At 68.8% G+C, this 18,805-nt stretch carries 23 protein-coding genes and 1 tRNA gene; 20 read left to right on the top strand and 4 right to left on the bottom strand.

The window, feature by feature from the left end:
* Nucleotides 1-36: 36 nt before the first annotated feature.
* The 3 genes from AB0300_RS17065 to AB0300_RS17055 are packed head-to-tail and all read left to right on the top strand — an operon-like array spanning nucleotide 37 to nucleotide 1,900.
* Complete coding sequence (locus tag AB0300_RS17065) at nucleotides 37-396, top strand: hypothetical protein (RefSeq protein WP_126893489.1); 360 nt, start codon at nucleotides 37-39, stop codon at nucleotides 394-396.
* The gene (locus tag AB0300_RS17060) at nucleotides 393-1,109 is read left to right on the top strand and encodes an ATP-binding cassette domain-containing protein (protein WP_126893488.1); all 717 of its coding nucleotides are present in this window, start codon (nucleotides 393-395) and stop codon (nucleotides 1,107-1,109) included. Before AB0300_RS17065 ends, AB0300_RS17060 begins: the two co-directional genes overlap by 4 nt.
* Nucleotides 1,106-1,900: an ABC transporter permease gene (locus AB0300_RS17055; protein ID WP_126893487.1), complete on the top strand. Its 795-nt coding sequence runs from the start codon at nucleotides 1,106-1,108 to the stop codon at nucleotides 1,898-1,900. Before AB0300_RS17060 ends, AB0300_RS17055 begins: the two co-directional genes overlap by 4 nt.
* A 31-nt stretch (nucleotides 1,901-1,931) precedes the next feature.
* Here AB0300_RS17055 and AB0300_RS17050 read toward each other — a convergent pair whose 3' ends face one another.
* Entirely contained in the window at nucleotides 1,932-2,339 is a 408-nt protein-coding gene (locus AB0300_RS17050; RefSeq protein ID WP_126893486.1) for a VOC family protein, read from the bottom strand.
* Between the two features lie 73 nt (nucleotides 2,340-2,412).
* On the opposite strand from AB0300_RS17050, the gene AB0300_RS17045 reads away from it, so the two are divergent.
* On the top strand, nucleotides 2,413-2,991 hold the full coding sequence (locus AB0300_RS17045) for a TetR/AcrR family transcriptional regulator (protein WP_126893485.1): 579 nt from the start codon (nucleotides 2,413-2,415) through the stop codon (nucleotides 2,989-2,991).
* Here the strand turns inward: AB0300_RS17045 and AB0300_RS17040 are convergent.
* Nucleotides 2,968-3,462: a MarR family transcriptional regulator gene (locus AB0300_RS17040; protein ID WP_126893484.1), complete on the bottom strand. Its 495-nt coding sequence runs from the start codon at nucleotides 3,460-3,462 to the stop codon at nucleotides 2,968-2,970. The two genes, AB0300_RS17045 and AB0300_RS17040, sit on opposite strands and share 24 nt — an antisense overlap.
* Before the next feature lie 54 nt (nucleotides 3,463-3,516).
* Here AB0300_RS17040 and AB0300_RS17035 point away from each other — a divergent pair, with 54 nt between their 5' ends.
* Nucleotides 3,517-4,551, top strand: coding sequence for a bifunctional NAD(P)H-dependent oxidoreductase/GNAT family N-acetyltransferase (locus tag AB0300_RS17035; RefSeq protein ID WP_366216541.1), 1,035 nt, complete (start codon nucleotides 3,517-3,519; stop codon nucleotides 4,549-4,551).
* A 315-nt stretch (nucleotides 4,552-4,866) separates the two neighbouring features.
* On the opposite strand, the gene AB0300_RS17030 is transcribed toward AB0300_RS17035, so the two are convergent.
* Nucleotides 4,867-5,334, bottom strand: coding sequence for a MarR family transcriptional regulator (locus tag AB0300_RS17030; RefSeq protein ID WP_366216540.1), 468 nt, complete (start codon nucleotides 5,332-5,334; stop codon nucleotides 4,867-4,869).
* Between the two features lie 140 nt (nucleotides 5,335-5,474).
* On the opposite strand from AB0300_RS17030, the gene AB0300_RS17025 reads away from it, so the two are divergent.
* The 14 genes from AB0300_RS17025 (at nucleotide 5,475) to AB0300_RS16960 (ending at nucleotide 15,880) form a co-directional block, all read left to right on the top strand.
* The gene (locus AB0300_RS17025; protein WP_366216539.1) at nucleotides 5,475-6,266 is read left to right on the top strand and encodes an SDR family oxidoreductase; all 792 of its coding nucleotides are present in this window, start codon (nucleotides 5,475-5,477) and stop codon (nucleotides 6,264-6,266) included.
* A gap of 51 nt (nucleotides 6,267-6,317) precedes the next feature.
* Nucleotides 6,318-7,937, top strand: a complete 1,620-nt coding sequence (locus AB0300_RS17020; protein WP_366216538.1) for a sodium-dependent transporter — start codon at nucleotides 6,318-6,320, stop codon at nucleotides 7,935-7,937.
* Entirely contained in the window at nucleotides 7,934-8,068 is a 135-nt protein-coding gene (locus AB0300_RS17015) for a methionine/alanine import family NSS transporter small subunit (RefSeq protein WP_085603954.1), read from the top strand. Before AB0300_RS17020 ends, AB0300_RS17015 begins: the two co-directional genes overlap by 4 nt.
* Before the next feature lie 84 nt (nucleotides 8,069-8,152).
* Nucleotides 8,153-9,016: an AraC family transcriptional regulator gene (locus AB0300_RS17010; RefSeq protein WP_366216537.1), complete on the top strand. Its 864-nt coding sequence runs from the start codon at nucleotides 8,153-8,155 to the stop codon at nucleotides 9,014-9,016.
* Between the two features lie 86 nt (nucleotides 9,017-9,102).
* Nucleotides 9,103-9,738, top strand: coding sequence for a GyrI-like domain-containing protein (locus tag AB0300_RS17005; RefSeq protein ID WP_366216536.1), 636 nt, complete (start codon nucleotides 9,103-9,105; stop codon nucleotides 9,736-9,738).
* Nucleotides 9,739-9,808: 70 nt separating this feature from the next.
* Nucleotides 9,809-10,612, top strand: a complete 804-nt coding sequence (locus AB0300_RS17000; protein WP_025104555.1) for a DUF1206 domain-containing protein — start codon at nucleotides 9,809-9,811, stop codon at nucleotides 10,610-10,612.
* Nucleotides 10,613-10,666: 54 nt separating this feature from the next.
* Nucleotides 10,667-11,974 carry a cysteine desulfurase gene (locus tag AB0300_RS16995; protein WP_126893478.1) on the top strand — a complete coding sequence of 436 codons (1,308 nt, stop codon included), beginning with the start codon at nucleotides 10,667-10,669 and terminating at the stop codon, nucleotides 11,972-11,974.
* A complete protein-coding gene (sufU, locus tag AB0300_RS16990) occupies nucleotides 11,971-12,405 on the top strand; it encodes a Fe-S cluster assembly sulfur transfer protein SufU (protein ID WP_025104553.1) in 435 nt (144 codons plus the stop codon). The genes AB0300_RS16995 and sufU overlap by 4 nt, the downstream gene beginning before the upstream one ends.
* Before the next feature lie 58 nt (nucleotides 12,406-12,463).
* Nucleotides 12,464-13,105 carry an NAD(P)-binding domain-containing protein gene (locus AB0300_RS16985; RefSeq protein WP_366216535.1) on the top strand — a complete coding sequence of 214 codons (642 nt, stop codon included), beginning with the start codon at nucleotides 12,464-12,466 and terminating at the stop codon, nucleotides 13,103-13,105.
* Between the two features lie 68 nt (nucleotides 13,106-13,173).
* Nucleotides 13,174-13,833, top strand: coding sequence for a GntR family transcriptional regulator (locus AB0300_RS16980; RefSeq protein ID WP_025104551.1), 660 nt, complete (start codon nucleotides 13,174-13,176; stop codon nucleotides 13,831-13,833).
* 100 nt (nucleotides 13,834-13,933) lie between these two features.
* Nucleotides 13,934-14,179 carry a hypothetical protein gene (locus tag AB0300_RS16975; RefSeq protein ID WP_025104550.1) on the top strand — a complete coding sequence of 82 codons (246 nt, stop codon included), beginning with the start codon at nucleotides 13,934-13,936 and terminating at the stop codon, nucleotides 14,177-14,179.
* Between the two features lie 8 nt (nucleotides 14,180-14,187).
* Nucleotides 14,188-15,039, top strand: coding sequence for a hypothetical protein (locus AB0300_RS16970; RefSeq protein WP_238695607.1), 852 nt, complete (start codon nucleotides 14,188-14,190; stop codon nucleotides 15,037-15,039).
* Nucleotides 15,040-15,145: 106 nt separating this feature from the next.
* Nucleotides 15,146-15,730, top strand: a complete 585-nt coding sequence (locus AB0300_RS16965; protein ID WP_126893477.1) for an asparagine synthase — start codon at nucleotides 15,146-15,148, stop codon at nucleotides 15,728-15,730.
* A gap of 77 nt (nucleotides 15,731-15,807) precedes the next feature.
* Nucleotides 15,808-15,880 (top strand) — tRNA-Arg (locus AB0300_RS16960).
* A 77-nt stretch (nucleotides 15,881-15,957) separates the two neighbouring features.
* On the opposite strand, the gene AB0300_RS16955 is transcribed toward AB0300_RS16960, so the two are convergent.
* The gene (locus AB0300_RS16955) at nucleotides 15,958-16,893 is read right to left on the bottom strand and encodes a LysR family transcriptional regulator (RefSeq protein WP_029989652.1); all 936 of its coding nucleotides are present in this window, start codon (nucleotides 16,891-16,893) and stop codon (nucleotides 15,958-15,960) included.
* Between the two features lie 71 nt (nucleotides 16,894-16,964).
* Here AB0300_RS16955 and AB0300_RS16950 point away from each other — a divergent pair, with 71 nt between their 5' ends.
* Nucleotides 16,965-18,695: an FAD-binding protein gene (locus AB0300_RS16950; RefSeq protein WP_126893476.1), complete on the top strand. Its 1,731-nt coding sequence runs from the start codon at nucleotides 16,965-16,967 to the stop codon at nucleotides 18,693-18,695.
* Nucleotides 18,696-18,805: the final 110 nt, after the last annotated feature.

The raw sequence follows: 18,805 nt of genomic DNA, 5'->3' as shown, positions 1-18,805 counted from the left end.
CAGTACGATTCCACTCTAGCGATCGAGGAGAGAACGATGACGAACATCACATACGACCGAGCCGGAGTGCACGTGCAGTTTCCCGGTTGGGAGTCGACGATGACGGGCTTGCCGAAGCTGTTGATTCCGAGGTCGGCGATCCGTGGTGTCGCGAGCGAACAGGGATGGACTTCCGAGATCCTCGGGATGAAGTCCGGTCTCGTCATCTCCGGCTACCGCAAACTGGGCACGTTTAGGCACCCTTCCGGGGTGCGGCGCCTGGTCTCAATGAAGCGCGGGCACCCGCTGCTGCGGATCGCCGTCGACCGGGCCGCCGTCGGGTTCGACGAGATCCTCCTGAGCACCGATGCTGCAGCGTCGATCGCGGCAGACCTCCGATCGGATGTGCACTCTTGAACGCTGCGATCGAGGTAGAGGCGCTCTCCAAGCGGTTCGGAAACGTCGTTGCACTCGAAGATGTGAACGTGAAAGTCGAGTATGGGCGCATCGTCGGGTTTCTCGGGCCCAATGGGGCAGGGAAATCGACGCTGATGCGCGCGCTACTCGGCCTGATCCGCTCAGACAGCGGTGAGACGCTCATCGCCGGCCTGCCCTACGCCCACCTGTCTGCGCCCGCAAGTACCGTGGGCGCGGTCCTGGACATCGCGTCAGCGCATCCACGCATGACAGCACGCGCTCACCTTCACACCTACGCGGCACTCGGAGGAATGGACCGGTCGCGGGTGGACACCGTGCTATCCCTCGTGGGGGCGCAGTCGTACGCCGATCGTCGAATCGGCGCCTTCTCCACCGGGATGCGGCAGCGCCTCGCGCTGGCCACCGCGATGCTCGGCGACCCGGACATCCTCGTGCTCGATGAGCCGTCGAACGGTCTGGACCCAAGCGGAATCGCGTGGCTCCGCACATTCCTGCGCGGGTTCGCCGATGCTGGCGGCGCCGTACTGCTCTCCAGCCATGTGCTTCATGAGATCGAGCACGCGATCGACGACGTCATCCTCATCGACCAGGGCCGCACCGTCTGGACGGGCGCGCTCGAACGACTCGTGGCGCAAGATGCTCCTCTCGAGGAAGCATTCCTGCACCTCACGCAGAAAGGACCTCTCTCATGAATGCCGTCTACGGAGAGGTCGTGCGACTGCGCGCCACCGGAGTAGCACTGTGGTCGGCAGTGGTTGCGCTCGCGTGTGGTGGCGGATTGACGCTTCTCCTTGCGCTCACCGGACCGCAGAACGCCCAGCCTCCCATGCCGGACATCGACACCCCCGAAGGCGTTGGATTCGTGCTCGGCATCGGGACCGTGCTTCTGTTCATCCCCGCGCTGGTCGGGACCATCGCGATCACAAGCGAGTATCGACACCGCACGATCGGCACGACGCTCCTCGTCGTTCCTCGACGGGGTCGAGTACTAACAGCCAAGCTCGCCGTGTACACAGTGCTGGGCATCGTCTACGGAATGATCGCATCTCTGTCGGCATTGCTCGCCCTGATCGTCGCAGCATGGGTGCGCGGTGTACCGCTGGGCGTCGATGCGGTGGATCTGGCGCCGGCCCTCATACAGCTCACCCTCGCCGCTGCGGCCTACATGCTGCTCGGAGTAGGTATCGGCGCGTTGGCGCGTTCACCCTTCGTCGCGATCGGCGTCGTGCTCGGCTACTTCCTGTTCGTCGAGTACATCCTGATGCTGGTTCCCGGCGTCAACGCGATTTACCCGTTCCTGCCGGGCGGCGCGACGGCATCGCTGACGAGTTTTGACTTCCTCACCGGCGCGATCGCGAGCCAGACAGCGCTGACGCCTGCGACGATGGTCTCACCTGTGCTCGGCGCTGCGATTCTCGTGGCATACGCGGTCATCGCGGCGATTCTCGCCGTCTTCGTTCCCCTTCGGCGAGACCTGAGGTGACCGGATCCAGGGTCTCGCCGAACGAAAGCCTCTATGTCTGCACATACGCGCTCGCGTAGTCCTCGCTGGGGGCCACGGGCTGGATGATGTCGAGCAGGACGCCGTCGGGGGCGGCAACGATGAAGTGCCGCTGACCGAAGTCCTCATCGCGAAGCGGTAACACCACGTTCGCCTCTGTCTTGCCGGCCAGCTGCGTGTGGACGGCATCGACGTCGCTGACTTCGAGGTTGACGATCACTCCTCGGGGAAGCTCACGGTATCCGTCCGGCACCGTGGGGTGATCGTGAGCCAAGATCGCCAGCTCGAACTCCCCTAAGCGCAAGCTGACATACCAGTCGGATTCAAAGGTCGTCTCAAAACCGATGAAGTCGCGGTAGAAGGACGCCGCGGCGTCGACATCGCGAGACATGAGCACGGGATAGAGGCTGGTGACGGACATTGCACTCCTTTACGTACGATATGAATGTAACGAAGCCAGTTTACATACACACTGTACGTAAAGGGAGAGGACCATGCCTCGCGCCTCCGCGGCCGACGCCGCCCAGACAGCCCAACGCATCCTCGATTCGGCGAAGGAGCTCTTCTCAGCACGAGGCTTCAGCGAAGTCTCGGTCGATGACGTCGCCCGGGACTCCGGGGTCACGCGAGGCGCGGTCTACCACCACTACCGGAACAAGGTCGCACTGTTCGGCGAGGTCGTCGCCCGCCTCCAAGCCGACGTCGCACGAGCTGTCGTCGCGGCAGCAGAGAAGGCAGACCCGCAGCCTCTCGAACAGCTCAGGGCCGGGTCGCACGCGTTCCTCGATGCGATCACGAACGGGGCGGCCATGCGAATCCTGCTCATCGATGCACCAGCGGTGACCGGCTGGCAGGAATGGCGCCGACTCGACGCGGAGAACTCGGCGACGCATCTGCGAGAGGCACTACGTGAGGCGGGAGTTGCAGAAGACATCCTCGATGCGTCGACCGCGCAGCTCTCCGGCGCGATGAACGAGGCGGCTCTCTGGACGGCCCAACACGAGGACACCGACCTGGCTCGTCGGCAATCTCATAAGGTTCTCGACAGACTACTCACGGCCTACGTGTCGTAGAGCCGGTTCTGGGGCATGGGCGAGCTTTCCAGAGATTCGCACGATATCAAGGAGGTCGCGCGCGTCGAGCCGATCGGCGAAGCGGCGGCGCACGGATTCCAGGTGCACGGCAGTCGCTCCGCGAAGGGCGTCGAGCCCGAGTGGGGCGAGTACGAGCAGACAGCCGCGACCGTCTGCCGGGTCGGGGTCACGGCGAATCAGCTCTCGCGCTTCCATCCTGCCGGCCTGACGCGAGAGCCTGCTTCGCGACCACCCCATCTTCTGCGCCTGGGCATGCAGTGTGCTCGTCATCTCCGGCGCTTCGACCAGGGTGCTGAGTACTTCGTAGTCGGGCTCCGAGAGACCCGATGCAGCAAGGTCGTGCACCACACCGGCCTGCACTGCGATCGTCATGCGACGAAACGCGCGCCAGGCGACCTCCTCGTCCTCGCTCAACCAAGGCGCCGCCGACCCGATCCTTTTCGTTGACATGTAATCATTCTACGATCTACGCTCGTTTACATGTCAACGAAATCGCCTAGAGTCGTGATCCTCACGTGCAGCACCAGGCCCGGAGCGATGGGCCCGGCGGTTGCAGACTGGCTCCTGCAAGCCCTCACCCCCCGCGCTGACGCACTCGACGTCGAGCTTCAGCATGTGTCGTTGCGCGATCTCGATCTCCCGTTCTTCGACGAGGAGGATCATCCTGCTCTCGGCGCCTATCGAAAGCCGCACACCAAAGCGTGGAGCAAGATCGTCGACGAGGCGGATGGCTTCATCGCGGTCACACCTGAGTACAACTACGGCATGCCCGCAACGCTCAAGAACGCCCTCGACTACCTGAGCCATGAATGGGCGTGGAAGCCCATGGGATTCGTGAGCTACGGCAACACGTCGGCAGGCACCCGATCCGTGCAGCACGCGAAACAGGTGACAACGACGCTTCGTCTCGTCCCGCTCGGCTCGACCGTCGCCCTGCGGCTGAAAGACACGATCGATTCGACTGGGGTTCGTCCGAGTGTACAGCTGACCGCGTCGGCGAAGGGCTTGCTGGAGGAGCTGGTCAGACTAGCTCACGCGCTCAAGCCCATGCGGGAGGCTGCGCGACCCGGTATCGACGTTGGGCCGTTGCCCGGAAGCTACACACGCTCGTTGACTCCCGACGACGCCCCGCACGTACTGGTTCTGCAGCGATGCTGCTGGGTCGACGAGGCGTTGAGCAACGAAACACTAGACCTCCCTCCGTTCACCGAGACCCTCGAAGACGTGCAGACCTGGCTCACCGACTGGGAGACCATCGGACTCTGGCTCCACGGGCGTCTCATCGGAATGGTTCGCGCTCGACGCGCATCGCGAACAGGGCACATCGGCAGACTCGCCGTCGTTCCCGATCTCTACGGGCGGGGAATCGGGCGCTGGCTCCTCCGGCACGCGACGGATGCTCTCGCGAGCTCCTGCGACCGTATCGAGCTCAGCACCGGATCGCGGAGCACGAAGAACATCCATCTGTACACGAGCGAAGGGTTCGTCCAGCACACCGAGAACCCCGAAGGAACAGTCGAACTCGTCAAGCGCTTCTGAAGCGAAACCCGACGGACTGGCACTCGGCTTCCTGCCCATGCACCTACTTGTCGTCGCCCGGTTGAGGAATCGGCAGGCTTTCGAGGAATGCTCTTGCCGCAGGGGCGGGATTGAAGCTGCTCCACGCGAGGTGCTCGATACGGGTGGGGGCAGCGGTCACCGGGATCATTCGACAACTGCATACGTCGCGGGCTCTGCTAAGGTGGAGTCCCCTTACGGGGACCAGGGGTTCAAATCCCCTCGTCTCCGCACTGAGAAGCCCCAACGAGTCCGCTCGCCGGGGCTTTCGTGTTCTCGCGTGCGGGCGGGCCCTCCTCACGCCCGCGTCCCCGGCATCCAGGTCGGGTCGGGGGAGAGTGCGGCGGAGATCTTCCGGCTGGCCGCGCCGAGCTGCCGGGCCTGCGCCGGGGTCAGGGTGTCGAAGACGACGCGGCGGATGAGGGCCTGGTGTGCGGGGGTCGACTCCTCGACCTTCCGGTGGCCGGCGTCGGTGAGGATGCCGAGGGTGAAGCGCCCGTCCTCCGCATCGACCTCGCGCCGGATCCAGCCTTTCGCCTCCAGGCGGGTGACCGCACGGGAGAGTCGGGACAGCGTGCTGTTCGCGTAGCCCGCGAGGACACTGAGGCGGAGCGTGCGCTCCGGTGCCGCATCGAGGGCGTAGAGGATGCCGTGCTCGAAGTGGGTCAGTCCGCTGTCGCGCTGCAGTTGCGCGTCGAGGGCCGCGGGGAGCCGTTCGAGGAGCGTCGCGAGTGCCGACCAGACGTCCATCTCTTCGGTGCTCAAGGGGGCGGGGCAGGATGACGACATTCCTCCACCGTAGCGGTCGAGCCGTGCTCTTCGTTTGCTCAGGAAAGTGACTGGAGGCTAGTATGACTTGCTCAGGCAAGTGATGCGGGGCGTCCGCGGAAGTGAGAGGGAGACGGATGGAACTGGGGCTGCGCGGCAAGAGGGCGTTCATCAGCGGATCGAGCCAGGGGATCGGATACGCGGTCGCGTCGGCTCTCGCCGCCGAGGGTGTCGATGTCGTGATCAACGGTCGCGACGAGGGGCGGGTCGACGCGGCGGTCGGCGTGCTGGCCCTCGCGCACCCGGAGGTGACCGTGTCCGGGATCGCCGCGGACTTCACCGACCCGTCGCAGGTGGCGCGGCTGACGGAGCGGCTCGGTGACGTCGACATCCTCGTCAACAACGTCGGTCTCTTCGGTCTCGCCGACTTCGCGGACGTCGCCGATGCGGACTGGGCGCACTACTTCGAGGTGAACGTGATGAGCGGCGTGCGCCTCTCCCGGTCTCTCCTGCCGGGGATGAGGGAACGGGGCTGGGGGCGCATCGTCTTCGTCAGCAGCGAGTCCGGCGTCAACGTCCCGGCCGACATGGTGCACTACGGCGTGACGAAGGCCGCGATGATCGCGCTCGGGAACGGGTTGGCCAAACTCACCCGCGGCACCGGCGTGACGGTGAACACCGTCCTGGGCGGCCCGACCTACTCGGAGGGGGTCGCGGCGAGCGTCGCCGCGGTCGCCGAGGCCCGGTCCGTCTCCGAGGAGGTGATGAAGGAGGCGATCATCGGACAGAATGCGACCACACTGCTGGGGCGCTTCCTCGATCCGGCCGAAGTCGCCGACCTCGTCGTCTACCTCTCCAGCGTCCGCGCATCGGCGACGAACGGCGCCGCGCTGCGGGCGGACGGCGGGGTGCTGACCGCGATGCTGTGAGCGCGGCCGGGCGAGTCGCCGGGGCGCACACGTTCGGGTATCCTCGCGGGCATGCCTGAACCGACCCAGACCCCGCAGCGCGAGGCCTTCGGCTCGCGGAACGTGTTCATCCTCTCGGCGATCGGCTCCGCCGTGGGTCTCGGGAACATCTGGCGCTTCCCCTACGTCGCCTACGAAGGCGGCGGCGGTGCGTTCCTCATTCCGTACCTGTGCGCGCTGCTGACCGCCGGCATCCCGCTGCTCTTCCTCGATTACGCGATCGGCCACCGGTTCCGGGGCTCCGCGCCCCTCGCATTCCGACGCCTGCACCGGGCCGCCGAACCGCTGGGCTGGTGGCAGGTGCTGATCTGCGTCGTCATCGCGGTGTACTACGCCGTGATCGTCGCGTGGGCGGGCATGTACACCTGGTTCTCCGCGCAGCTCACCTGGGGTGCGGGCAACGAGAACGACTTCTTCTTCGTCGACTTCCTGAAGTCCGCCGACGTCGCGGTGGTCGGCCTGTCCGGCGAGTTCGTGCCGCAGGTGGGCCTGCCGCTGATCGCGGTGTGGCTGATCGTCATCATCATCATGGCGCTCGGCGTCAAGCGCGGCATCGGTCGCGCCAACATGATCCTGATGCCGCTGCTCACCCTCATGTTCGCGGTGCTCGTCGTGCAGGCCCTCTTCCTCCCCGGCGCGTTGGACGGTCTGAACGCGTTCTTCACGCCGAACTGGGAGGCGCTCGCCGACCCGGCCGTGTGGGCCTCCGCCTATGGGCACATCTTCTTCTCGCTGTCCGTCGCGTTCGGGATCATGGTGACGTACGCGTCCTACCTCAAGCGCAAGACCGACCTCACCGGCTCCGGTCTCGTGGTCGCGTTCGCCAACTCCGGTTTCGAGATCCTCGCCGGCATCGGCGTGTTCGCCGCCCTCGGGTTCATGGCCCAGGCGCAGGGCACGGATGTCTCCGGCGTCGCGACCTCGGGCATCGGTCTCGCGTTCGTCGCCTTCCCCACGATCGTGTCGCAGGCGACCGGTGGCTCGATCATCGGCGTGCTGTTCTTCGGGGCCCTCGTCTTCGCGGGGGTGACCTCGCTCATCTCGATCCTCGAGGTGATCGTGGCCGCCCTGCAGGACAAGCTCGGGTGGGGACGGGTGCGCACCACCCTCATCGTCTCCATCCCGCTCGCCGTCATCTCGATGGCCCTGTTCTCCACCACCACCGCGCTGTCGGTGCTCGACACCACCGACGCCTTCGTCAACGCCTTCGGCATCATGGCGGTCGCCCTCGTCGCGGTGATCGTGGTGGCGTGGGTGCTGCACAGGCTGCCGCAGCTGCAGGAGCACCTCAACCGGCGATCCAGCTTCCGGGTCGGGCTGATCTGGCGCCTGCTCGTGGGTGTGCTGGCCCCGCTCGTGCTCGGTTACCTGCTGATCACGGAACTCCTGACGAAGATCGCCGAGCCGTACAGCGGCTACCCTGGCTGGTTCCTCGGGGTGTTCGGCTGGGGCATGGTCATCGCGCTGGTGGTCGGCGGAGTGCTGCTGTCGCTGGTGCCGTGGAGCAGGCGCTCGCGCGCCAAGGACGACGTCGGGTACGACGACTTCCTCGACCAGGAGGAGTACGCCGCCGACCCGGAGACGACGAGCATCGCCGTCCCGGCGGCGCAGACGAAGGGAGCGGGAGCATGACCACCACCGCGATCGTCATGATGATCATCGCCATGGTCACGGTGTGGGGCGGCCTCATCGCCGCCGTCGTGAACCTCGCCCGCCATCCCGAGGTGGAGGACGCCGAGCCGGCGGTCCCGGTCGAGCTTTGATCCCCGGCCCGATCGCATCGGACCACGACGATCGGGTGCAGGCGGGGACTGCGGCGAAACGATGGTGGGGAAAGGAGGGCCCCCGTGATCGGCACGCTCAACGCCCTGGTCGACCTCGTCGACGCGGACCACGGTCAGGAGATCGACGTCGCCGCGTTCGCCCATGCGCACGGCACCACCGAGTACCACCTGCGACGGATGTTCTCGGCGCTGGCCGGGATGCCGTTGACCGAGTATGTGCGGCGTCGTCGGATGACGCTCGCCGGCGCGGAGCTCGCCGCCGGCGCGCCGAGTCTGCTCGATGTCGCCGTTCGGCACGGCTACAGCTCGACCGAGGCGTTCGCCCGGGCGTTCCGCGCCGTGCACGGCATCGGGCCGGCGGACGCGCGTCGGCACGGGGGTCCTCTCCGCACACAACCCACGCTCCGGTTCCGCCTGAGCGTCGAAGGGAGCACCCCGATGGATGTCACCATCACCCACCGCCCCGCGTTCGTCCTCGTCGGCCATGCCGCGGAGGTCCCGCTGATCCACGTCGGCGTCAATCCGCACATCCAGGCGCACATCGCCGGCATCCCGCCGGAGGAGCACGCCCGACTCAAAGCCCTCGGGAACGAGGAGCCCGCGGGCATCCTCGCCGTGACCGCCGACATCGATCCGGATGCCCCGGAGGGGACGCCGCTGACGTACCTGCACGGGGTGGCCGTGCGCGCCGACACCGCGGTTCCCGACGACCTCGACGCCCTGCGCGTGGCGGAGGGCACCTGGGCCGTGTTCGGCGCGAGCGGACCCTTCCCCGAGACCCTGCAGAATCTGTGGGCGGCGACGGCGACCGAGTGGTTCCCGTCGAACCCATGGCGGCTGCGGCCCGGGCCCTCGATCGTCCGCTACCGGGAGTTCACCGGCGACACGGCCTCCTGCGAGCTCTGGCTCCCCGTCGAGCAGAGCTGACCGCCCATCGGGTCGGGCCTCTGGGGCTCGACCCGATGTCGGTGCCCGGTGGCACACTGACCGCACGACGTACCGAGAGGCGGGCCATGACGGCGATCGATCCCAAGAAGACGCTCGACGCGTATCAGGCGAAGCGGGGTGCCTTCCGTGTCCTCGAGGTGCCACCGCTGGCCTATCTGATGATCAACGGCGCCGGAGATCCGAACACCGCTCCGGCCTTCTTCGATGCGGTCGCGGCGCTCTACCCGCTGGCGTACACCCTCAAGTTCGCCAGTCGCGCCGAGCTCGGCATCGATCAGGTCGTGATGCCCCTGGAAGGCCTGTGGCATGCGCCCGACATGGCGTCGTTCACCACCCGGCGCGACAAGTCGACCTGGCTCTGGACGCTCATGATCATGGTGGGCGATCACGTCACTCCCGCCCTGTTCGACCGCGCGGTCGAGACGGTCGCGGCGAAGAGCGCGAAGAAGGGGGAAGAGCTTCCGGCGCTGGCCGCCGTCCGGCGGGAGGTCCTCGACGAGGGCCTCTGCGTGCAGACATTGCACATCGGGCCGTTCGACGATGAAGGACCCGTGCTCGAGGAGCTGCACGAGCGCTTCGTCCCGGAGAACGGGGTGCAGATGCGCGGACGGCACCACGAGATCTACCTCAGCGACCGTCGTCGGACGGCTCCGGAGAGGCTGCGCACCATCCTGCGGCAGCCCGTCGAACGGATCACCTGAGCGCTGTCGCACCGGGGGTCCGGAAAGCAACCCCCTGATCGGGACGCGCCGCGGCGGATACTCTTCGAGCATGAGCACCGTCAAGCATGCGGCGCGCGTGGCGAAGGACTCCACCGCGTTCCGGCGGACCGCCCGCGCGGGATTCGTGGTCCTCGGCATCATCCACATCATCATCGGCGCGATCGCCATCACGATCGCGGCCGGCGGGTCGGGGGACGCCGACCAGGACGGCGCGATGGAGCAGGTGCGCAACAACCCCATCGGCGGACTGCTGCTGCTCGCGATCGCCGTGGGCCTCTTCGCGCTCGCCGTGTGGCAGGTGGCGAGCGGGTTCCTGGCCGCCGACCCCGCCGAGACGAAGAAGTGGGGCAAGCGCCTCAAGCTCTTCGGGATCTCGGGCACCTACCTGGTGATCGCCGGCCTCGCACTCGTCTACGCGGTGGGCGGCCGCGCGGAGTCCTCCGACGCGTCGAAGACCCTGAGCCAGGTGGTCCTCGCCGCACCGGGCGGGGTGGCCCTGCTCGTGGTGATCGGCCTCAGCGTCATCGGTGTCGGCATCGGCTTCATCATCGGCGGGATCATGCGCTCCTTCCGCAAGCTCATCGACGTGCCGACCGGAGCCGCCCGCGCCGGCGTGATGGCGCTCGGCGTCGTGGGCTACATCGGCAAGGGCATCGCGGTGGGGGTCACCGGCGTGCTGTTCGTGGTGGCGGCCGTGACGCAGGACCCGGAACGCGCCGCGGGTCTCGACGCCGCTCTGCACAGCCTCCTCAGTCTGCCGTTCGGCCGGCTCATCCTCGGTGCGGTCGGCGTCGGCTTCGCGCTGTACGGCGCCTTCTGCATCGCCCGCGCCCGCCTCGCCCGCATGTCATAGTCCTTCCGCGCCTCCGCCGGGCCCCGGTCGGCCGGAAGATGGGAGACTGGAACGATGAGCGCTTCTCCCGGAGTCGACGTGATCACCCCGCTGACCGAGACCGAGGTGCAGCGGATCCGCGAGGACTTCCCGATCCTGCACACCCGCGTCCACGGGCACCCGCTGGCGTACCTCGACTCGGGGGCGACCTCGCAGCGTCCGGAGTCCGTGCTCGACGCCGAACGCCGCTTCGCCACCACGATGAACGCGGCCGTCCACCGCGGTGCCCACACGCTGGCCGCCGAGGCGACCGAGCTCTTCGAAGACGCCCGCAGCACCCTCGCCCGGTTCGTCGGCGCCGATGACGACGAGATCGTCTGGACCTCGAACGCCACCGAAGCGGTCAACCTCGTCGCCTACTCCCTCTCCAACGCCTCCCTCGGCCGGGGTGGCGCCGCGGCCGAGCCTCTCCGGCTCCGCGAAGGGGACGAGATCGTCACCACCGAGATGGAGCACCACGCCAACCTCATCCCCTGGCAGGAGCTCGCCGCGCGCACCGGGGCCACGCTCCGGGTCATCCCGCTCGACGACGACGGGGCCCTCCGTCTGGATGCGGCCGCGGAGATCATCTCGGAGCGCACGAAGCTCGTGGCCTTCACCCACGTGTCGAACGTTCTGGGCGTGATCAACCCCGTCGAGACCCTCGTCGCGCTGGCCAGGGAGGTCGGCGCCCTCACCCTGCTCGACGCCTGCCAGTCGGCTCCGCACCTCCCGCTGGACCTGCACGCGCTCGGCGTCGACTTCGCGGTCCTATCCGGCCACAAGATGCTCGGCCCCACCGGCATCGGCGCGCTCTACGGCCGTCGCGAGGTCCTCACCGCGATGCCCCCGTTCCTCACGGGCGGCTCCATGATCACGACGGTGACCACGACCGCGGCCGAATACCTGCCGCCACCGCAGCGCTTCGAAGCGGGCACGCAGCGGGTGTCCCAGGCGATCGCGCTCGCCGCTGCCGTCGACTACCTCTCCGCGGTCGGGATGGATCGCATCGCCGCGCACGAGGCCGCGTTCGGGCAGCGTCTGGTCGAAGGGCTCGGGGCGATCGACGGCGTGCGCGTCCTGGGCGCGGGCATCGAGCTGCCGCGCGTCGGCCTCGCGAGCTTCGACGTGGCCGGGATCCATTCGCACGACGTCGGGCAGTTCCTCGACGACCAGGGCATCGCGGTGCGCGTCGGTCACCACTGCGCGCAGCCCCTGCACCGTCGGCTGGGTGTGACCTCGTCGACGAGGGCGAGCACCTACCTGTACACCACCGCGTCCGAGGTGGACGCCGTCATCGAGGCGGTCGCCGGAGCGATCGCGTTCTTCGGGAGGGGCGCATGAGCGACCTGCAGAGCCTGTACCAGGAGCTGATCCTCGACCACTCGCGCACGCCGCACGGCTTCGGGCTCCGCGAGGAGATCCCGGCCCAGTCACATCAGCTCAACCCGACCTGCGGCGACGAGATCACGCTGCAGGTGCATCGCAGCGCCGACGGCGGCGTGGAGGCGATCGCGTGGGAGGGACACGGGTGCGCCATCTCCCAGGCCTCCGCGTCCCTGCTTGCCGAGCTCGCCGAGGGCCTCACCGTGGACGAGCTCGAGGTGCGCATCGCTGCCTTCCGCGAGGCGATGCGCTCCCGCGGCACGATCGAGCCGGACGAGGAACTGCTCGGCGATGCCGCGGCGCTCGGGGGAGTCTCGCGGTACGTGGCGCGCGTGAAGTGCGCCATGCTCGCCTGGGTGGCGGCGGAGGACGCGCTCACGCGCCTCTGACCGCGTTCGCCTCCCTCCTCGACGGGAATAGCATCCGCCGGCAGGCGTTGGCCCGAGCATGACAACTCTCGGAATCATCGGAGCAGGCAACATCGGCAGCCAGGTCGCGCGTGTGGCCGTGCCCAACGGCTATGACGTCGTGATCGCGAACTCGAGAGGGCCGGAGACCTTGGCCGATCTCGTCGCAGAGCTCGGGCCGCGCGCGAAGGCGGCGACGGCGGAGGAGGCGGCCGCCGCGGCCGACGTGGCCGTGGTGACGGTGCCGCTGCACGCGATCGATCAGCTTCCCGCCGCGCAGCTCGCCGGGAAGATCGTGCTGGACACGAACAACTACTACTTCGAGCGCGACGGGCACATCGAGGCCCTCGACAAGGGCGAGACCACCACGTCCGAGCTCGTGCAGGCGCAGCTCCCGGACTCGAAGATCGCCAAGGCGTTCAACCACATCTACGCCGCCGAGATCACCACCGACGGCACGCCGGCCGGTACGCCGAACCGTCGCGCGCTGGCCACGGCCGGGGACGACGCAGAGGCCGTGGCCTTCGTCACCCGCTTCTACGACGAGGCCGGTTTCGACACGGTCAACGTCGGCCCGCTCAGCGAGTCGTGGCGAGTCGAGCGTGACCGTCCGGCGTACGTCATCCGGCAGAACGCGGAAGAGCTGGCGGCGAACGTCGCGCGGGCGAACCGTCTGCCCTGACGCGGCGCGCGCCCCGGTCTGGGATACCAAACTTGGCCAATCCCGGGCCGGGGTGCGACAATGCCCGGATGGCGGGGGCTGTGGGGGTAAGCGGGGAACTCGAGTCGGTCAGGGTCACGAGGATCCTCCGGGATGACATCGTGCTGGGTCGGCGCGCGCCCGGTTCCCGGCTCGTGGAGCGGGATATCGCCGCCGAGCTGAATGTGTCCCGACTCCCGGTGCGGGAAGCCATCCGCACGCTGGTCGCGGAGGGCGTGGTCGTCGCACGGCCCCGGACGTGGGCCGTGGTGCGGGAGTTCACCCATGACGACATCCGCAACTTCGCGGAGGTGCGCGAGGCGATCGAGACCCTCATCTTCGTGTTCGCGGCCGAGCGCCACGACGCGAAAGGGCTCGCCCGGCTGCGCGAGGCGTACGAGCGCGAAGTCGCCGCGGCCCGGGCCGGCGACGCGGAGACCGCCCGGACGGCGGCCGCGGCGTTCCATGAGATCGCCGTCGACCTGGCGGGCAACGAGATGCTCGGCGAGCTCATCGCCGTGTTCCTGACGCGCCTGCGCTGGCTGTTCGGACAGCACGACGATCTGGAGGCGATGGCGGAGGAGCACCGCGTCATCCTCGAGGCCGTCCGCGCGCGCGATGTCGAGGCGCTGCGACGGATCGTGCCCGCGCACCTGGCGAGCGGGCACTCCGCGGCCGAACGGCGGCTGGCGCAGACGGCGACCACCTGAGCCGTCCGTCGGGAGAACGACCCCCGGACGCGCCGCGAGCGGTTGTATCCTTGTCCGGTCGGAGTCGGTCCGGTCTGTTCGCGCTGTCCTGGGGAGCGAGATGCGAAGTCTTGCTGTCGTCGTCGGGGGGATCCTCCTGCTCGGAGGTGCTGCGCTCCTGGTGGTGGCCGATCAGGAGCGCGCCGCCGGTGTCGCCGCCGTGAAGGCGGAGATCGCGCGGATCGAGCAGGTGCTCGCGGAGTCGCAGGCCGAGAACCTCGAACTGGCGGAGCGTCTCACCGCTCTGCGATCGCGCATCGCGGAGCAGGACGCCGAGCTGAACGACACGACGGGCTTCCTGCCGTGAGGCGCCGGGTGCTCGCGGTGACGGTGTCGGCGGCCGTGCTCGTCGCGGCGGCTGCCGTCGCACGATCCGACGCACTGGACCAGGAGCGCGCCGAGGCGGTGGCCGAGCTCTCCGTGCTGGCCGACCAGTCCTACGACGCCGCACAGCGCACCGACCACCTGTCCGGCGCCGTGGCGCAGGCCGAGCAGGACGCGGAGGATCGGGCTGCCGTGCTGGCGGTGCGGCCGGCATTCCTGGAGGAGCTCTCGACACTGGCCGCCGTCCTCCAGGGTGCGGACGGCAAGGTCGACACGGCGGCGCACCTCGCGTCCGCCCGGTCCGCCCAGGAGACCGTGCGCGCCGAGCGCCATGACCCGGACACCGTGGTCGCGGCGACCGCGACGGTGGAGGCGCTCACGCAGAAGGTCGGCACCGAGGTCGCCGGCTGGCAGGCGTCGCAGAGTGCCGGCCCCGGCGGGCCCGCATGGACGTCGAGCGGGCCGGACGGCTACGCGCGGGTGCGCGCCGCCCTCGACAGGGTCGGCGGCGGGGGCGTGGGGCTGTACGAGTCGTCATCGTGCGCGGGCGGCACGGCACCGGCCTGCGCCAACAGCAACGGGTACATCAAGTATCGCGCCGACATCACCGGGTGGAGTGACGGACGCCTGAACTGGGCGATGGCGCATGAGCTGGCCCACATCTACCAGTTCCGCGTCTGGGGCTCCCTCACCTCCTCGGGCGCGTACGGAGCGATGTTCGGTGGCGACCCGGAGTTCCTCGCCAACTGCATGGCCGTGGTCCGCGGCTTCCCGGGGGCGGTGGGCTGCTCCGGCGAGCAGCAGGCCTGGGCCTCGGGGATCTGGGTCGGCGTCGTCGGCTGAGCCGCAGTCCGAGTCGATGTCGGAGGTCTCCGGCATCCTGATCGGAGCCGTTTCGGCCGAGACTGCGCGGCATCGATACCGGTACGCTCGAGAGAAGGAGGTGCGGGTGGGACGGACTGCGGATGCCATCGCCGAAGGCGTCGCGATCGCGACGGCCGCTGCGCGCCTCGCCGTGAAGAATCACATCCTCATCGGCACCATCGCGGAGGACGGCGTCTTCGACCTCGACAAGTACGTCGAGGATGCGAGGGCTGCCCTCGGGGCGATGGCCGAGGAGTCGGAGGAGGCCGCCGCCACGGTCACCGCCCTGCGCAAGCGCGCCCGCGGCCGGCATTCCGATCCGGTCGGCACGCACGACTACCGTGACCGCGATGTGCGCAATCTCCGGCGGCGGGCCAAGCAGTCGCTCGGCGTCGCGCAGCGTCTGCGCGAGATGATGGACGACCGTGCCCAGCTGGAGAGCATCGTCGAGGAGGCGCGCGCGGCGGCCTGGGCCGACGTGCGGCACAACCTCGACCGCCGGCTGCGCGTCGAGGGCATGCGACCGGATCAGGACCCGGACTACGCGCGCATGCGGGAGGCGCGCATGCAGGCGCTGCGCCTTGTCGATCTCCAGGCGCTCTCGTCGCAGCAGCGGGCCAAGGACAAACGGCGGAAGAAGCAGGAGAAGGCGGCCGCGAAGGGGGAGTGAGGCCTCGTTTCGCTTTCCGGTCTCGTCTGTTGTAGGCTGGTCGTCGGCCCGCTGAGCGGTAAAACACCGCGGGTCCTGCGCCTCTAGCTCAATGGATAGAGCATCTGACTACGGATCAGAAGGTTGGGGGTTCGAGTCCCTCGAGGCGCACACTGTGTTGAGACAGTACGAGAACCCCCGTCGCGGAAGCGGCGGGGGTTCTCGCTGTTCCGGGGTGAGTGCTCCGGTCAGAGCAGGCTGGTGATCGCCGGGTCGCGCTCGGCGAGGTCGGCCGCCGTGGCCATGATGGCGGTGCGCATCGCGGCCACCGCGACCGCGGGGGTGACGTCGGAGCGATGGGCGAGACTGATCGTCCGCGACATCGCCGGGTGGGCGAGGCGCGCCGACCGCAGCGCGGGGCGTTCGTAGAGCACCATCGCCGGGACCACCGCGACCCCGACGCCCCGTTCGACGAAGCGGAGCACCGCATCCATCTCCGCACCCTCCAGTGCGAGGGTCGGGGTGAGGTCGGCGGCGCGGAAAGCGGCGTCCATCGCGGCCCGCAGCTCATAGCTCTCGTCGAACTGGATGAGCGGGAGGGTGGCGAGGTGGGCGAGGCTCACGGACGGGCCGTGGGTGACCGGAGGTGCGGCCGCCGACGAGATCACCACGAGCTCCTCGGCGAGGAGCGGAACGTGCGTGAGGCTGACCCCCGCGGGCACCGGTCCCTCGGACTGGGTGACGAGGGCGATGTCGACCGCCCCGACCGCGAGCTGCTCCACGAGCAGCCTTGAGCCGCCCTCGGTGAGGTGCAGATCGATGCCGGGGTGTGTGGCATGGAACGAGCTGAGGGCCTCCGCCACGAGGCTGATGCAGAGCGTGGGAGGCGCGCCGAGGCGCACGCGGCCGCGGCGGAGTCCGGCGAGTTCGGCCACCTCGTCGCGGATGGCGTCGGCCTCGGCGAGCATGCGCTGCGCATGGGGGAGGACCGTCTCGCCGGCGGCCGTCAAGGCGATGTGACCGCGAGCGCGATGGAACAGCTCGGCGCCGAGTTCCCGCTCGAGGGTCGAGATCTGACGGCTCAGCGAGGGCTGCGCGAGGTGGAGGTGCTCGGACGCGCGGGTGAAATGGCCGAGGCGGGCGACTTCGACGAACCCGCGGAGCTGCTCGAGGTTCATATCCATAGCGTACCCGCATGGTTTCCAGACGAACTATGCATTGGAGTTATTAGGATCGCCTAACTAGCGTCGAGAGCATGAATGCACCCGAACGACAGATCTCCACCACGGTCCTCGTGATCGGCACCGGAGGCTCCGGGCTCCGCGCCGCGATCGAGGTCGCCGAACACGGCGTCGATGTGCTCGCCGTCGGCAAGCGCCCCCGGCAGGACGCCCACACGTCGCTCGCGGCGGGCGGCATCAACGCGGCCCTCGGCACGATGGACGCCGAGGACAGCTGGCAGCAGCACGCGGCGGACACGATCAAGGAGAGCTACCTCCTCGCCAACCCCCACACCGTCCAGATCGTCACCCAGGGCGCCGAACGCGGCATCCGCGACCTCGAGCGCTGGGGCATGGACTTCGCCCGCGAAGGGGACGGCCGCATCTCGCAGCGTTTCTTCGGCGCGCACACCTACCGCCGCACCGCCTTCGCCGGCGACTACACGGGCCTCGAGATCCAGCGGACGCTGGTCGCCCGTGCCGAGCAACTCGACGTCCCCATCCTCGACAACGTCTACATCACGCGCCTGCTCGTGCGCGACAACGTCGTCTTCGGCGCCTACGGCTTCGATCAGGCGGACGGCACGCGCTACCTCATCCATGCGGACGCCGTGATCCTCGCCGCCGGGGGACACAACCGCATCTGGCGCCGCACGTCGTCGCGTCGCGACGAGAACACCGGAGACTCCTTCCGGCTCGCCGTCGAGGCGGGGGCGCGACTTCGCGATCCGGAGCTGGTGCAGTTCCATCCGTCCGGCATCATCGAGCCCGAGAACGCCGCCGGTACGCTCATCTCCGAGGCCGCGCGCGGGGAGGGCGGCGTCCTCCGCAACGCCCTGGGCGAGCGGTTCATGGCGAAGTACGACCCCGAGCGGATGGAGCTGTCGACGCGGGACCGGGTCGCGCTCGCCGCCTACACCGAGATCCAGGAAGGGCGCGGCACCGCGAACGGCGGCGTCTGGCTCGATGTGTCGCACCTGCCCCGCGAGACCATCATGACCCGGCTTCCGCGCGTCTATCAGACGATGATGGAGCTGCAGATGCTCGACATCACGGCGGACCCGATCGAGATCGCGCCGACCGCGCACTACTCGATGGGCGGCGTGTGGGTGCGGCCGGACGACCACCAGACCGACGTCGACGGGCTGTACGCGATCGGGGAGGCGTCGAGCGGACTCCACGGCGCGAACCGTCTCGGGGGCAACTCCCTCATCGAGCTGCTCGTCTACGGCCGGATCGTCGGTCAGGCCGCCATGGCCCACGCCGCGGGACTCGACGCCCAGCGCCGGTCGGCCGATGCGGTCGCCGCCGCCCGTGCCGAGATCGACGACCTCCTCGCCGCGGAGGGGCGCGAGAACGTGCGGGCTCTGCAGCGCGCGATCCGCAACCTCATGACGGAGTACGCCGGTGTGGTGCGGTCGGAGGACGGGCTGAACGCCGGCCTCGCCGACCTCGACATGATCGAGGGGCGGATGGAGGACATCGGCATCCACCCGGACATCGCCGGGTTCCAGGACCTCGCGCACGCGTTCGACCTCAAGGCCTCCGCGCTCGCCGCCCGGGCCACGCTGGAGGCGGCGCGGGAGCGGCGGGAGACCCGCGGATGCCACAACCGCAGCGACTTCCCGGACACCGATCCCACGCTGCGGGTGAACCTCGTCTGGTCGCCGACCGCCGGCGTGACCCGCGAGGAGATCCCCGCGATCCCCGGCGAGATCGCCGAGCTCATGCGCGACGTCGACACGACCGGCAAGCTCGTCGAGTAGTCCGCCGAGACCCCGGTTTCGCGTCGAGCCTCGGCGTGCAGCACGTTCGGCAGGTGCCCTGACGACGCCGGGGAGCAGATTGTGTCCCGTGACGTCCACGGCGCGGTCGC

The organism is Microbacterium sp. NPDC078814 (assembly GCF_040702645.1).
In the GTDB taxonomy this organism is placed as follows: Bacteria; Actinomycetota; Actinomycetes; order Actinomycetales; family Microbacteriaceae; genus Microbacterium.
The sequence above is the reverse complement of the archived record's forward strand: the minus strand, read 5'-3'. Positions and strand labels throughout refer to the sequence as shown.